This is a genomic window from Burkholderia sp. BCC0405 (assembly GCF_902833075.1).
In the GTDB taxonomy this organism is placed as follows: Bacteria; Pseudomonadota; Gammaproteobacteria; order Burkholderiales; family Burkholderiaceae; genus Burkholderia.
The window spans coordinates 441,035-455,068 of record NZ_CADFEO010000002.1 but is presented as its reverse complement, the minus strand read 5'-3'; the positions used below and the strand labels follow the sequence as shown (position 1 = coordinate 455,068).

Here is a 14,034-nt window from a genome sequence, read left to right as displayed (position 1 = left end):
CAGCACTGCGTTTTCAGCAGCAGAGAAGCGAGATTATGAACCGTGTTTCGCAGCTCGTCAACAACTTTTTAACATCAGCGTTGCGACTGCGGGGTTCAACTTCCGGGCCAGTAGCGCGCGCCAGACTGCCGCACACCACCAACCCTGCTTCCCTCTTCCGCGCCGCGTTTCCGTTAGCGCGAAAGAGGCGTGATTGTAGGCAGCTCGCAGCATTCATGCAAGGGGTTTGAAGCAACTTTTTTACAAAAGCTGCAATTCGGCCGGCCGGCCATGCCGCGGCACGAGACCGCTTACGGCGCAAAGAACGGACTAGAATGTGAGGTTCTTCGCCTCTTTCTATATACGTCTTTAATATGCGCCAGCGAATCGCCAAACGCCTCCCCCCCGATGCCGACAAACTGGTCGGTTTGTCGCTTGCGCTCTTCGCCTCGGGCAGCCGCATCGAGGATCGCTTCTGGGAAGCGAAGCTCGACGCGCTGCTCGCCAAGATTGTCCGCAACGGCAACCAGACCACGCTCGACGCAGCGCTCGACCATCTGCAGCAGAATCATCCCGACGCTTATGGCGCGCTCGCCGACATGGCCGAGACGCACAGCGAGTCGATGGTGGTCGAGCACGACGGCCAACCGTTCGATGCGCTGCTGGTCGCCGTCCCGGTTCTCGCATGGACGCGCTACATGATTCCGTCGGGCCCGCTCAAGGGTGACGTTGCCGACGCGCTGCGAACCCACCTGCAGGCACACGTCCTTGCGAACGGCACCCTCGTCGGGCTTGCACCGTTCCTCTACAGCATCGACCAGCTGCCGCGACACCACGTCGAGACCTACCGGCTCGCCCAGCAGCTCGCGCATGCGGCGATCAGCCAGCATCCGCCCAAGCTCAGCTTCGGCGACCTGCCCGAAACCTCGCCGATCCTGGCCGACCCGCGCTTCCTGCTCGCCGTCGTCGCTGCCCCCGCCGGCGCACCGCTGTTCCGATGGCAAGAAGAAGAAAGCGGCAGCCGGATCGAACGCGGCCAGTGCCTCGAACAATGGACGGCCCAGGGCGGCCCGAACCTGTCGATCGCCCTGCCCGGCTGCGAGTTCGAATGCCTACTTCCGGACGCGTACTATTCCGCTTGCCGCGATGCGGACGAACGTGTGCGTCCGCACACGGTGAAAACTGCCATTCGTTATCTTTTCGACACACTTGGTACAGCACCGCAAGAGCTGCGCGCGGTGGTCGCCGGCTTCGGTGAACGCCGTATCGACGAGTACCGTGTCGGCTTCACGCGGCGTGCCAGCAACGACGTAATCTACGGCGTCGTATGGCCGCTCTACGGCCGCGAAAACGGTGACATGTCGATCGACAGCACAACGCTCGAAGGTGAAGTACCGATCGAAGGACCGGTCGAGGAAATCGTGAGCCTGCTGAAGGAATGCGGTGTAACCGACGTCCGGCGGCACGCGGGCCGCTTCGAACCGGAATATTGCGATGACTGCGGCGTGCCGCTCTACGCAGATCCGCTCGGTGAAATCGTCCACGCGGAAATGCCGGAAGACGCGTCACCCGCCCAGCCGCACTTTCACTGACCCGCAGCACAGCAGGCCCTGACGGCCTGCCCGCCCGAAGCCGCTCACGGTTCCCGCCGGAGCGGCTTTTTACTTGTCTGCCATCCCGCCGCCCGAAATTTCATACTTTTCCTAAGCCTTTCAGCCAAGCAGACATCATGTAAGGTCTTTGTCATCATTAGACCCAAGGCATGCCAGACGGCAGATCAATGGCTCACATTACGGAGGTTGAATATGCGGTTCCTGATGCTCAATTCAGACGCCGAGCGGCGTGACGGACTGAAGGCCCTGTTGCGACAGATCGACCGTCACGCCGGCATCAACGATGCGCCCGACAGTTTCCAGGCGCGCAGGCTGCTGCGCAACCAGCGATTCGACCTCGTCGCGATCGACTGGCTCGACGTCGGCCGACTCAGCGACCTCCAGGCGCTTTGCAGCGCGTGCTCGCCGGCACCCGTCGCCGTCCTGGTCGACGAAACATCGCCGGAAGCCATCCAGCGCTTCTTCAACTACGGAGTCGCCGGCGTGATCCCGCATTCCACGCGGCCGCACCTGATCGCACGTGCGCTCGAGATCGTGCTGCTGGGCGGACACTACATTCCGCCTATCGCGCTCCGTCTGCTGCCGTCTACTGCTGCGGCGCGCTACGACGCCCATTTCCAGACACTCGCCGGATCGCTTCCCCGCCGGCCGCTGAGCGGCCTCTTGTCACCGCGGCAAGCGCAGATCATGCGCTTCGTCCACATGGGCAGCACCAACAAGATGATCGCCCGCACACTCGGCATCAGCGAAGGCACCGTCAAGATCCACCTCGCCAGCATCTTCCAGCAGCTCGGCGCCGCCAACCGCGCCGCCGCGGTCGCGATCTACAACGGCTGGCTGTCGCCCCACCTCGAGGTGCTTCTGGCGAACCGCAGTCGCACGCGCAAGCCGCCCATCGGTGAACACGGCCCGGTTCCGCTGCGTACACAACGGAATGACCGCCCGTACCCGTTGCCGTCCTCGATCGACAGCGCGCAGGACCTGCCGATCGCCGCCGAGCCGCCGGCGCGGTTCCGGCGCGAACGCTAGCCAAACAGTCTCGATATTGCGACGGTCGGTGTGTCCGGATTCCCACCTTTGATGCTCAACGAGTAATATGGACGCATGGGTTTTCTCTTCACACCGCTTCCGCTCTGGGTTGGCATCGGTGGCTGGATCGCCGCCGTGGCCCTGCTCGCGCTCGCGATCTGGAATCGTCCCTTCGTGCGCCTGCAGGACGCCACGCTCCAGCACGTGTGGCTCGCGCTCGTCACCGCCATCGCGGTCCTCTGGGCCTCGAATGCGTGGCTCGAAGACGGCATCGTCATGCATCTGCTTGGCGCGACGCTGCTCGTCACACTGTTCGACTGGACACTCGCACTGATCGCGATGGGCGCCATCACGGCGGTCGCCGCGATCATCTTCGACGCGCCCTGGCAGGGCATTGGCCTGACCTATCTGATCTACGGCGCGCTGCCGGTCGCCGTGTCGGCATTGCTGCAGCGCGCCGCACTCGCATGGTTGCCGCACAATCTCGCGTCGTTCATTACCGGCCAGGGATTCCTGTCGCCGGCCATCGCGATCGTCGCGGTCGCCGCTGCCGCGGCCGGGGTCCAGCTCGCGCTCGCGGATGGCGTGCCCGTCGTGATTCCCGCCGGCTATCTGCTGAACACCGCGCTGCTCGCACTCGGCGAAGCGTGGTTCACGGGCATGGCGACGGCACTCATCGCCGTCTATCGCCCCGCATGGGTCACGACGTTCGACGTCCGGCGCTATCGTCTCGGCGGCCCGCGCGCCTGAATTGCCCTCTGGCGGCGGCACCGTCGTCACGTGCCGGCAGCCCCTCGCGCAGTACGGCAGAATGCGACATCTACTGCCGCACAACTTTTTTACGCTAAGATTGAACTCCGGTTCTTCATCGGGCATCTATACGTGCCCGATGCCTCATTCGCTCCTCACCAATAACCAGATGGACAGCTCTCCTGCGTCGCTCCGGATTTTCCGGACGCTCGGCACGCTGGCAGCCTGTATTGCGGGCCTGTCGCTTGCGCTTCCGACACCGGCATTCGCCGATCTGCTCGACCAGCGCTCCGAACTGATCAACAAATTCGTCAACGAAATGCACGCCGATCCGCTCGCCGCCGATTGTGCAGCGCACGGCAGCTTCATTGCCAGTACGTCGTCTGCCTTCGACCGCGTCGACTTCGCGCCGAACGCATTTGACAGCGGCAACGCGACGATCACGCCATGGAACGACTCGTTCGACCAGGGCAAGCAGCGCGTGAAGGTCGACAATATCGTCACGGTCGACGGCCTCGGCATCCACAGCGACGGCAGCGACCCGACGCCGCTGAAATTCCGATGCGGCTATGTCGGTCAGCAAATGCTCGCGTTCAGCTGGAACGACCCGGTTCCGCCGCTTAAGCCGCGCGTCGAGCGCTCCTCGTCCTCGACGAAGAAATTCAAGGGCAAGACGCACCGAGGCAAGGGCAAGGCAAAGGCATCGAGCCGCACCGGCAGCAAGAAGGCCGTTGCAACGAAAAAGTCGAGCGGCCAGAAGAAGGTCGTGAAGAAGAAAACCGCGAAGAAGTCCTGATACGACGAAGCGACATCGACAGAAGCGAAAAAGCCGGGGCATCCTGAGATGCCCCGGCTTTTTTTCTCATGTCGCGACGCTACGCTTACGCGAACGTGTCGAGGTGCACCAAGATCGCCGCCAGCATCGCCGCGCCAAGCGCCGCGCTGCGCTCGCCGTTCCAGCCGACTCGTTCGTCGGGCAGGTTGGCGTTGTCCTTGAACGGCATCTCGAGCGTCAGCGACAGGCAGCCGAACTGATGGCCGATGTACTTCGACGCGAGCTTGAGTGCATCCTCCTTGTACTTGCTCGCGGCATAGCCGTGCTCAGTCTGGAAGTCGGGGCTCGCGACCTTGAACGCTTCGATGAACGCGGTCTGCTCCTTACCCTGCTGCTCGGTAAAGCTCGGCAGCATCTCCGACCCTGCAACGAACACGTACGGCAGATCCTCGTCGCCGTGAATGTCGAAGAACATGTCGCAGCCGATCGCGTGGATTGCATCGCGCACGGCCAGCACCTCGGGGCTGCGCTCGGCATCGGGCGCCATCCACTCGCGATTCAGGTTCGCGCCTGCCGCATTGGTGCGCAGGTTGCCATGCACGCTGCCGTCCGGGTTCATGTTCGGGACGATATGGAACGTCGCACGATCGTACAGCTTGCGCGCGACCGGATCGCCGGCCCAGTCGCCCCATCCGGCCAGTCGCTTGACGAGGCCTTCGACGAACCATTCGGCCATCGACTCACCAGGATGTTGGCGCGCGATGATCCACACCTTCTTCTTCGGCGTGCCGTCGGTTTCCGGCGTACCGAGCGTCAGCAGCGACATCGGTCGACCTTCGACCGTGCGGCCGAGTTCGACGACGCTCGCCTGCGGCAACTGCTGGACCGCGCCGAGAAATGCCGCGTGACGCTCTTCCGAGTACGGTTCGAAATACGCGTAATAGATGCTGTCGAATTCCGGCGTATGGTCGATGGTCATCGTCTTGCCGTCGAACGTCGTCGGCACGCGAAACCAGTCGACCCGGTCATAGCTCGCCACCGCGCTGTAATTGCGCCAGCCCGACGGATACGCGCATTCGGCAGCATTCTCGAACGTCATCACACAGCGCTCACCGCGCGCACCGGTCAAGCGGTAGTAAAACCATTGCGCGAATTCCGAGCGGGTGTCGCCGCGCACGCGCAGCCGAATCGCATCGGGACTGTCGCACGACACGACGTCGATTGCGCCTGCGTCGAAATTGCTGGTGATCGAAAGGGCCATCTGTCTCTCCTTGGACGACCGGAACAGGCGCTGTAGCGCTTGCCCGGCCTCATGCATGCGCCGGCCGTCTCGTGAACGGCCGGCAGGGTCACTCGCCGACTCGCCGGCGATATACGTAAGTCGAATCATTCGACGCTGCCGCATCGAACGCATAGCCTTCCGTCGCGAAATCCTTCAGCGCCTTCGGGTCGGTAATACGGTTCTCGACGATAAAACGCGCCATCAGGCCGCGCGCACGCTTCGCATGGAAGCTGATGATCTTGTAGCGGCCGCCCTTCCAGTCCTCGAAAACCGGCGTGATGACGGGCGCGGCAAGGAGTTTCGGCTTGACCGACTTGAAGTATTCGGTCGATGCGCAGTTGACCAGCACGCGCGCCGCGCCGCTGCGCGTTTCGAGCTGTTCGTTCAGCGCCTGCGTGATGCGGTCGCCCCAGAACGCGTACAGGTCCTTGCCGCGCGCGTTCGCGAAGCGCGTGCCCATCTCGAGCCGGTACGGCTGCAGCAGGTCGAGCGGACGCAACAGCCCGTACAGGCCCGACAGCACGCGCACGTGCTGCTGCGCATAGTCGAGATCGGCAGGCGACAGCGATTTGGCGTCGAATCCTTCATATACGTCGCCGTTGAACGCGAGCACGGCCTGTTTCGCGTTGGCCGGCGTAAAGATCGGCGACCAGTCGGCGTAACGCTGGAAATTCAGGCGAGCGAGCGGATCGGAGATATCCATCAGCGTCGCGATGTCCTGCGGCGACAGCTTGCGCAGGCCGTCGATCAGCTCCGACGCGTCGTCGACGAATGCAGGCTTCGTGTAAGACTGGACGTGCGCGGGCGTATCGTAGTCGAGGGATTTGGCTGGAGAGAGAACGATTATCATAGAGGCTCGCTGGCACGCCGTGCCTTGCGGTCAGACGAAAACCACCGATTGTAACGAATGACCTGCTCTCTCGCCCCGCATGCCGCGCATCGCGTCGTGCTCGACTCGAACGTCTGGATCGACATCCTCGTATTCGACGACCCTGCCACGCGCCCGATCCGTGCCGCGCTCGAACGCGGCACGCTTGCCGCCGTGATCGACGGCCGCTGCCTGACCGAACTCGAGTATGTGCTCGATTATCCGCAGTTCCAGGCGCGCGCTGTCGACAAGGCGGCTGCGCTCGCGACCGTCGCCCGCCTGGCGAGCCTCGTGGAGCCGCCGGCCGTCGATGCCGACGCGCCGCCGCTGCCGAAGTGCAAGGACCGCGACGACCAGAAGTTTCTCGAACTCGCCCGCGCCGCCCAGGCCGATTGGCTCGTGTCCAAAGACCGCGCGCTGCTGAAGCTCGCGAAGCGCACTGCACGCGACTTCGGCTTCAGGATCGCGCAGCCTGCGCCCTTTGCCGAGGCTTGCGCGCTCGACGCCACGCCGGCCTGACGCACGCACCACCACCCGATTTCGACCGTATCGATGAACGCTCCTTCAGACACGCCAACGACTCCCGTTTTCCCCTCGCGCCTGCCGAACGTCGGCACGACGATCTTCACGGTCATGAGCGCGCTTGCCGCAGAAAAAGGCGCGGTGAACCTCGGCCAGGGCTTTCCGGATTTCGACTGCGATCCGCGCATCGTCGATGCGGTTGCCGGCGCGATGCGCAACGGGCACAACCAGTATCCGCCGATGGCCGGTGTCGCGCCGCTGCGCGACGCGATCGCAGACAAGATCGCGCAGGTCTATGGCCGGCGTTACGATCCGGCGACCGAGATCACCGTCACGGCCGGCGCGACGCAGGCACTGCTGACGGCGATCCTGTGCACGGTGCATCCCGGCGATGAAGTGATCGTCGTCGAACCGACCTACGACAGCTACCTGCCGTCGATCGAACTCGCGGGCGGCAAGCCCGTGTTCGTCACGCTGGAGGCGCCCGACTACGCAATCCCGTTCGACCGTCTGGCGGCTTCGATCACGCCGAAAACACGCATGATCCTGATCAACACGCCGCATAACCCGACGGGTACCGTGTGGCGCGAGGCGGACATGCGCAAGCTCGAAGAGATCGTGCGTGGCACCAACGTGCTGATCCTGTCCGACGAGGTCTACGAGCACATGGTCTATGACGGCGCGCGCCACGAAAGCGTCGCGCGCTATCCGGAACTCGCCGCGCGCAGCTTCATCGTGTCGAGCTTCGGCAAGACCTATCACGTGACGGGCTGGAAGGTCGGCTATGTCGCGGCGCCTGCCGCACTGACCGCGGAATTCCGCAAGGTCCACCAGTTCAACGTGTTCACGGTGAACACGCCGATGCAGATCGGGCTCGCCGACTACCTGCGAGACCCGGCGCCGTACCTGACGCTTGCCGACTTCTACCAGAAGAAGCGCGACTTTTTCCGGGCCGGCCTCGAACGCACGCGCTTCAAGCTGCTGCCCTGCACGGGCACGTACTTTCAGTGCGTCGATTATTCGGCGATCAGCGACCTGCCGGAAGCGGAATTCTCGAAGTGGCTCACATCGGAGATCGGCGTGGCCGCCATTCCGGTGTCGGCGTTCTATCACGAGCCGCACGAATCGGGCGTCGTCCGATTCTGCTTCGCGAAGCAGGAAAGCACGCTCGCGTCCGCGCTCGAACGGCTCGCCCGCCTGTAAGACCCGCACGGGCGGTCGCACGCCGCCCTGCGGGAACCGCGCTTACGAACGCGCGACGCTCGTCGCGTCGATATACGCCTTGCGCTCGGCCGCCACGCGCTGCGCGGCAGGCCGCTCGCCCACCTTCTTCGCATGCGCCTTCCAGTCGATGCCTGCATCGAGCAGGAAATCGCGTCCGAATATGGCTTTCGTCGCCATGCCGATGACCGGCAGATGGACCCAGGCGGCGATGTCGGCGAGTCCGAACGACTCGCCGAGCACATACGGCGAAAACTGCGTCATCTGCTTGAACGCATCGATCGCGCGCGGCAGGCGTTTCTCGACGTGTGCCTTCATCCCGTCGCTGACCTTTCCCCCGAAAAACGCTTCGGTGTAGACCTCGCGCGCCACCCATTCGAGATACAGCTCGAGCGTCTCGATCAGTTCGCGCACCTTCGCACCTGCAAACGGGCTTGCCGGAAAGATGCCTTTCTCGGGATAGCGCGCGGCTAGGTATTCGATGATCACCTGCGACTCGAACAGCGCGCCTTCTTCGGTCTTCAGAAATGGAATCTTGCCGAGCGGCGAATCGGCGAGCTGCGCCGGATCGCTGATCGGCAATCCGCATACCGACTCCTCGAACGGAATGTCGTGCTCGAGCAGGACGAACTTCACCTTGTTGTAGTAGTTGGACAACGGAATACCGCACAGCTGTAGCATCAGGGTCTCCTTCCTTGCTGAAGCGCGGCCGCATCGATGCCGGCCGCTTCGGGATTCATCGCGCTGAAAAGCACGTTCGTGCTAGTCTAAAGCAAGTTTTGCGTTCGTCACGACAACAATACCTCTGCTACTGCATCGGCCGCATCAGCGTGCGCTATGCGCCCGCTGCCGCAGCCCCGCCATTCGATGGAGACACACTCGCATGAGTGCTGAACTGCTGGCCTCGCGTCCGCCCGAGAGCGAATCGACGCTCGTCCTCACGCTATCCAATCCCGGCGCACGCAATGCGCTGCATCCCGACATGTACGCGGCCGGCATCGAAGCGCTCGCCACCGCCGAACGCGATCCCGGGATTCGCGCGGTCGTGCTCACCGGCGCCGATCGCTTCTTCTGCGCGGGCGGCAACCTGAACCGGCTGCTCGACAACCGCTCGAAGGATCCGTCCTATCAGGCCGACAGCATCGATCAGCTCGCCGCATGGGTGACGGCGATCCACGCTTCGACGAAGCCGGTGATCGCAGCGGTCGAAGGCGCCGCGGCCGGCGCGGGCTTCTCGCTCGCGCTCGCGTGCGACCTGATCGTCGCCGCTCAAGATGCGAAGTTCGTGATGTCGTACGCGCGTGTCGGCCTGACGCCCGACGGGGGCGGTTCTTGGTTCATCGCGCGCGCGCTGCCGCGCGCGACCGCGGCCGAGATCCTGTTCGAAGGCAAGCCCGTCGCAGCCGAACGTCTGTACACGCTTGGCGTCGTCAACCGGCTCGCCGTGCCCGGCGCGGCACTGGCCGATGCGCTGGCATGGGCCGATGCGCTCGCCGGCATCTCGCCGAATGCACTCACGCGCATCAAGTCACTGCTCGACGACGCAACGCTGCAACCGCTCGACGCGCATCTCGCGACGGAGCGCGATCATTTCGTCGCATCGCTGCATCATGCGGACGGCCTCGAAGGCATCACGGCATTTCTCGAGAAACGCCCGCCCCGCTACAAGCGCTGAACCGTCGCGCTTGCTTTCGAATTGACACGTCGCCACCGCATCGACCCGATGCGGCACGGCGACACCTCCCTCTCGACGACTCGGGACGACATGTGCCCCCGACGCGATGTAGCCCGACACCCGCGCACGCGCATCGGCGCGTCCGTTTCCGTCGCCAGCAGCCCGCATCGATCCATGCTCTAATGACCGCCTGTCGCGGCGCTGCCTGCGCCGTTTTCGCGCATGCAACAAAGGAGTTCACGATGATCGACGTCTATAGCTGGGCGACCCCGAACGGCCACAAGGTGCACATCATGCTCGAGGAAACGGGCCTCGCTTATCGTGCCCACCCGGTCGATATCGGCGCCGGCGACCAGTTCAAGCCGGAATTCCTGAAGATCAGCCCGAACAACAAGATCCCCGCGATCGTCGATCCGGACGGCCCCGGCGGCAAGCCGATCTCGCTGTTCGAATCGGGCGCGATCCTGATCTACCTCGCGGAGAAGACCGGCAAGTTCCTGCCGACCGATCAAGCCGCACGCTATGCGACGCTCGAATGGCTGATGTTCCAGATGGGCGGGGTCGGCCCGATGCTCGGACAGGCACACCACTTCCGCCTGTACGCGCCCGAGAAGATCGAATATGCGGTCAACCGCTACACGAACGAAGCGAAGCGCCTGTACAACGTGATGGACAAGCGTCTCGGCGAATCCGAATATCTCGCGGGCGACGCGTACACGATCGCGGACGTTGCGACGTTCCCGTGGACGCGCTCGTGGCAGAACCAAGGCATCGTGCTCGACGAATTGCCGAACGTGAAGCGCTGGTACGACACGATCGCCGCACGACCGGCCGTGCAGCGCGGCGTCGAAGTGCTCGCATCGCTGCGCACGGCGCTGCAGGGCGACAAGGCGCGCGAGGTGCTGTTCGGCGCGACGCAATACGCGAAGCACTGACGCGCATGGGAAAAGCGGGGCGGCATCCGTGCATGCCGCCCCGCGCTTCAGAAGTAATGCAGCGTGATGAATTCCGCCGCGCAAACAGGCAGTGGCGCGTCGGGGCGCTCGACCTGCATCGTCACCGACCACGTCACCTGCACACCGCCCCGCGCGGCCTCGGCGGTTTCCTTTACCGCAAACAGCGCACGCACGCGCGCGCCGACCGGCACCGGCTTCAGGAACCGCACGCGGTTCAGTCCGTAGTTCACGCCCATCTTCTGCTCGAAATGCATCGCATCGGCCATCAACGCCGGAATCAGCGACAGCGTCAGGAACCCGTGCGCGATCGGGCCGCCGAACGGAGATTCGCGCCGGGCGCGTTCGGGATCGACGTGAATCCATTGATGATCGCCGGTCGCATCGGCAAAGCCATCCACACGGCGCTGGTCGATCGCGATCCAGCCGCTCGCAAGCGGCTCTGCGCCCACACGTGCCTGCAGCGCTTGTGCCGATGCGATCAGCGGCATGGTCGTGTCGGTCATGCTTGCGTGCCTCCCGGATGGCGCAGCCCGAAGATCACCTTGGTATGCACAGTGATCACCGTCTCGCCGGCGCCGTTCACGCCGACCCACTCCGTCGACACGATGCCGCGGTCGGGTTTGCTCTCCGACACGCGCTTGTCGTGGACCTTCTGATACATCGTGATCGTGTCGCCGGCGCGCACCGGCTTGAGCCAGCGGATCGAATCGATGCCGGGCGAGCCCATGCTCGTCGAGTCCGACCCGAGCTTCCTGATGAGCAGGCTCATGAACACCGAACACGTATGCCAGCCGCTCGCGACGAGCCCGCCGAAATGCGATGCCTTCCCGGCCTCTTCGTCGAGATGGAACGGCTGTGGATCATAGCGTTGCGCGAACGCCTTGATGTCGTCGGGTTCGAACGTGTAACGGCCCACTTCGGTGGTACTGCCGACCACCAGGTCTTCGTAACTGATGCCCACTAGGTGTCTCCTTGTCTGGCGCGCTCTCGCGTCGCCGTCATGCCGCGTCGGTCTGCGCGAAATCGGGCAGCGCCGCGATGCGGGCAAGATGATGATCGGTGTCGCCGAGCGTCGTCTCGATGATCGTCAGCCGCTTGAACAGGTGCGCGGCGGCGACCTCGTTGGTCACGCCCATACCGCCGTGCAGTTGAACGGCCTGCTGGCCGACGAAGCGAGCGGCGGCGCCGACACGTGCTTTCGCGGCCGACACGGCCTTGCGCCGCGCATCGGCATCGCCGCTCGCGTAGCGTACGGCCGCCAGGTAGGTCAGCGAACGTGCCTGCTCGGCGTGGATCAGCATGTCGACCATCCGGTGCTGCAGCGCCTGGAAACGCGCGATCGGCACGCCGAACTGCTCGCGCGTCTTCGTGTATTCGACCGTGGCGCGATTCAGTTCGTCGAGCGCGCCGACCGCTTCCGCGCACAGCAGGAACGTCGCATAATCGGCAACCTGCTCGAGGGCCGCAGCATCGCGCGCACCGCCCGTCAGCAGTCGCGCCGGCGTTTCATCGAACTCGATCGTCGCAGCACGCTGACCGTCGATCGTCCGGTAGTCGACCACCTTCGCGTTCGCGGCATTCCGTTCGACGACGAAGAGGCCGATGCCGCCGCCGTCGACGCGTGCGGGCACGATCCACACATCCGCCTGCGCGCCATGCTGAACGACCGACTTCGTGCCGGTCAGCCGCGACGTGCCGCCCTGCTCGCGCGCATGCGTGTCGATTTCGAACAGGTCGTAGCGCGCATGCGGTTCGTGGAACGCAACCGCCACGCGCTTCTGCCCCTGCGCGATCGCCTCCAGCAGCGCCGCATCCTCACCGGCGCCGCCGCCGGCGATGCGCAAGGCCTCGACGCCCACCGTCGTTGCCCAGTACGGCTCGATCACGAGCGCGCGGCCGAGCTCCTGCATTACGACCAGCATGTCGACCGGGCCGCCGCCAAAGCCACCCTGCGCGTCCGGCACGGGCAGCGCGGTCAACCCCAGTTCGGTGAACGCGCGCCATTGCGCGTCCGACACGCCCGCGTCGCTGCACACGATGGCCTGGCGCGCTTCGAAGCCGTATTGCTCGCCGAGATAACGACGTAGCGCGTCGGCGAACTGCTGCTGCTCATCGGTAAAGCTGAAATCCATGGTTGTCTCCGTTCCCTGATCACAGCCCCAGAATCATCTGCGCGATGATGTTCTTCTGGATCTCGTTCGAACCGCCGTAGATCGACGTCTTCCGGTAATTGAAGTAGTACGCGGCAAGCGGTGCCGCATCGTCGTCGCCCGCGGCGCTATGCTCGCGCTGGCCGTCGAGGAACGGTACGTCGAACGGTGCGGCGAGCGGGCCGATCGCGTCGACCATCAACTCGGTGAGCGCCTGCTGCACTTCCGTGCCCTTGATCTTCAGCATCGACGCCTCGGGGCCCGGCCCCTTCCCGCTCGTCTCGCGGCTGACGACGCGCAGCACCGTCACCTCGAGCGCCATCAGTTCGACCTCGAGCGCCGCGACCTTCGCGGCAAACACGGGATCGGCGAGCAACGGCTTGCCGTTCTTGCGCTGGTTCGACGCCACGCGCTTCAGGAACGCGAGCTCGCGCTTCGACGCACCGACTCGCGCGATGCCGGTGCGCTCATGGCCAAGCAGGTATTTCGCGTAGGTCCAGCCGCGGTTCTCGTCGCCGACGAGATTGTCGACCGGCACCTTCACATCCTCGAAGAACACCTCGTTGACCTCGTGGTCCTCGTCGAGCATGACGATCGGGCGCACCGTGATACCGGGCGTCTTCATGTCGATCAGCAGGAACGAGATGCCCTCCTGTTTCTTCGCGGCCGGATCGGTACGCACGAGGCAGAACATCATGTCGGCGTACTGGCCGAGCGTCGTCCAGGTCTTCTGGCCATTGACGACGTAGTGGTCGCCCCGGCGCTCGGCACGCGTGCGCAACGACGCGAGGTCGGATCCCGAACCCGGCTCCGAGTAGCCCTGGCACCACCAGTCGGAGCCGTCGAGAATGCGCGGCAGATAATGACGTTTCTGCGCTTCGCTGCCGTATTTCATCAACACGGGCGCGACCATCGATACGCCGAACGGCAGCACGGTCGGCGCGCCGATCCGCGCGCACTCCTCGTCCCATATGTGCCGTTGCGTCGCGTTCCAGCCCGGGCCGCCATATTCAACCGGCCACGCGGGCGCGGACCAGCCGCGCTGGCCGAGAATCCGGTGCCAGCTCGCGAAATCCTCGCGGCCGAGTCGTTTGTGATCGAGTACTTTGGCGCGCAGTGCGTGAGGCAGGTTGGCCTCGAGCCAGGCGCGAACGACGACGCGGAACGCGTCGTCCGAGGGGGAATAATCCAGATCCATGCGCAGTGTCTCCTGT

16 protein-coding genes are annotated in these 14,034 nt (G+C 64.4%); 9 read left to right on the top strand and 7 right to left on the bottom strand.

Features of this window, described 5'->3' with window-relative positions; translation table 11 throughout:
• The 5 genes from HWX36_RS36815 to HWX36_RS05225 all read left to right on the top strand — a co-directional run.
• Positions 1-230: hypothetical protein (locus tag HWX36_RS36815; protein ID WP_208457793.1), on the top strand; the 230-nt coding region annotated here is incomplete at its 5' end.
• Between the two features lie 123 nt (positions 231-353).
• Positions 354-1,571, top strand: a complete 1,218-nt coding sequence (locus HWX36_RS05240) for a DUF2863 family protein (RefSeq protein WP_175951157.1) — start codon at positions 354-356, stop codon at positions 1,569-1,571.
• 213 nt (positions 1,572-1,784) lie between these two features.
• The gene (locus HWX36_RS05235) at positions 1,785-2,621 is read left to right on the top strand and encodes a response regulator transcription factor (RefSeq protein WP_175951156.1); all 837 of its coding nucleotides are present in this window, start codon (positions 1,785-1,787) and stop codon (positions 2,619-2,621) included.
• 75 nt (positions 2,622-2,696) lie between these two features.
• Positions 2,697-3,371 carry an energy-coupling factor ABC transporter permease gene (locus HWX36_RS05230; RefSeq protein ID WP_174915900.1) on the top strand — a complete coding sequence of 225 codons (675 nt, stop codon included), beginning with the start codon at positions 2,697-2,699 and terminating at the stop codon, positions 3,369-3,371.
• A gap of 139 nt (positions 3,372-3,510) precedes the next feature.
• Positions 3,511-4,167, top strand: a complete 657-nt coding sequence (locus tag HWX36_RS05225; RefSeq protein ID WP_175951155.1) for a hypothetical protein — start codon at positions 3,511-3,513, stop codon at positions 4,165-4,167.
• An 85-nt stretch (positions 4,168-4,252) separates the two neighbouring features.
• On the opposite strand, the gene HWX36_RS05220 is transcribed toward HWX36_RS05225, so the two are convergent.
• Together HWX36_RS05220 and yaaA are read right to left on the bottom strand one after the other, a co-directional pair.
• On the bottom strand, positions 4,253-5,407 hold the full coding sequence (locus tag HWX36_RS05220) for a carboxypeptidase family protein (protein ID WP_175951154.1): 1,155 nt from the start codon (positions 5,405-5,407) through the stop codon (positions 4,253-4,255).
• Between the two features lie 88 nt (positions 5,408-5,495).
• Entirely contained in the window at positions 5,496-6,278 is a 783-nt protein-coding gene (gene yaaA / locus HWX36_RS05215; protein WP_175951153.1) for a peroxide stress protein YaaA, read from the bottom strand.
• A gap of 57 nt (positions 6,279-6,335) precedes the next feature.
• Between yaaA and HWX36_RS05210 the strand changes: the two genes are divergently transcribed.
• On the top strand, positions 6,336-6,815 hold the full coding sequence (locus tag HWX36_RS05210; protein WP_175951152.1) for a putative toxin-antitoxin system toxin component, PIN family: 480 nt from the start codon (positions 6,336-6,338) through the stop codon (positions 6,813-6,815).
• A 33-nt stretch (positions 6,816-6,848) separates the two neighbouring features.
• On the top strand, positions 6,849-8,021 hold the full coding sequence (locus tag HWX36_RS05205; protein ID WP_175951151.1) for a pyridoxal phosphate-dependent aminotransferase: 1,173 nt from the start codon (positions 6,849-6,851) through the stop codon (positions 8,019-8,021).
• A gap of 42 nt (positions 8,022-8,063) precedes the next feature.
• On the opposite strand, the gene HWX36_RS05200 is transcribed toward HWX36_RS05205, so the two are convergent.
• Complete coding sequence (locus tag HWX36_RS05200; protein ID WP_175951150.1) at positions 8,064-8,720, bottom strand: glutathione S-transferase; 657 nt, start codon at positions 8,718-8,720, stop codon at positions 8,064-8,066.
• A gap of 202 nt (positions 8,721-8,922) precedes the next feature.
• On the opposite strand from HWX36_RS05200, the gene HWX36_RS05195 reads away from it, so the two are divergent.
• Together HWX36_RS05195 and HWX36_RS05190 are read left to right on the top strand one after the other, a co-directional pair.
• On the top strand, positions 8,923-9,714 hold the full coding sequence (locus HWX36_RS05195; RefSeq protein WP_175951149.1) for an enoyl-CoA hydratase: 792 nt from the start codon (positions 8,923-8,925) through the stop codon (positions 9,712-9,714).
• A 242-nt stretch (positions 9,715-9,956) separates the two neighbouring features.
• Positions 9,957-10,649 (top strand): glutathione binding-like protein, encoded by a 693-nt coding sequence (locus tag HWX36_RS05190; RefSeq protein WP_175951148.1) that lies wholly within the window; start codon positions 9,957-9,959, stop codon positions 10,647-10,649.
• A 47-nt stretch (positions 10,650-10,696) separates the two neighbouring features.
• Here the strand turns inward: HWX36_RS05190 and HWX36_RS05185 are convergent, their stop codons facing one another.
• The 4 genes from HWX36_RS05185 to HWX36_RS05170 are packed head-to-tail and all read right to left on the bottom strand — an operon-like array spanning position 10,697 to position 14,018.
• Positions 10,697-11,173 carry a MaoC family dehydratase gene (locus HWX36_RS05185; protein ID WP_175951147.1) on the bottom strand — a complete coding sequence of 159 codons (477 nt, stop codon included), beginning with the start codon at positions 11,171-11,173 and terminating at the stop codon, positions 10,697-10,699.
• Positions 11,170-11,631, bottom strand: a complete 462-nt coding sequence (locus HWX36_RS05180; protein ID WP_175951146.1) for a MaoC family dehydratase — start codon at positions 11,629-11,631, stop codon at positions 11,170-11,172. Before HWX36_RS05180 ends, HWX36_RS05185 begins: the two co-directional genes overlap by 4 nt.
• 37 nt (positions 11,632-11,668) lie before the next feature.
• On the bottom strand, positions 11,669-12,802 hold the full coding sequence (locus HWX36_RS05175) for an acyl-CoA dehydrogenase (RefSeq protein WP_175951145.1): 1,134 nt from the start codon (positions 12,800-12,802) through the stop codon (positions 11,669-11,671).
• 19 nt (positions 12,803-12,821) lie between these two features.
• Positions 12,822-14,018, bottom strand: a complete 1,197-nt coding sequence (locus HWX36_RS05170) for an acyl-CoA dehydrogenase family protein (RefSeq protein ID WP_175951144.1) — start codon at positions 14,016-14,018, stop codon at positions 12,822-12,824.
• Between the last annotated feature and the right edge of the window lie 16 nt (positions 14,019-14,034).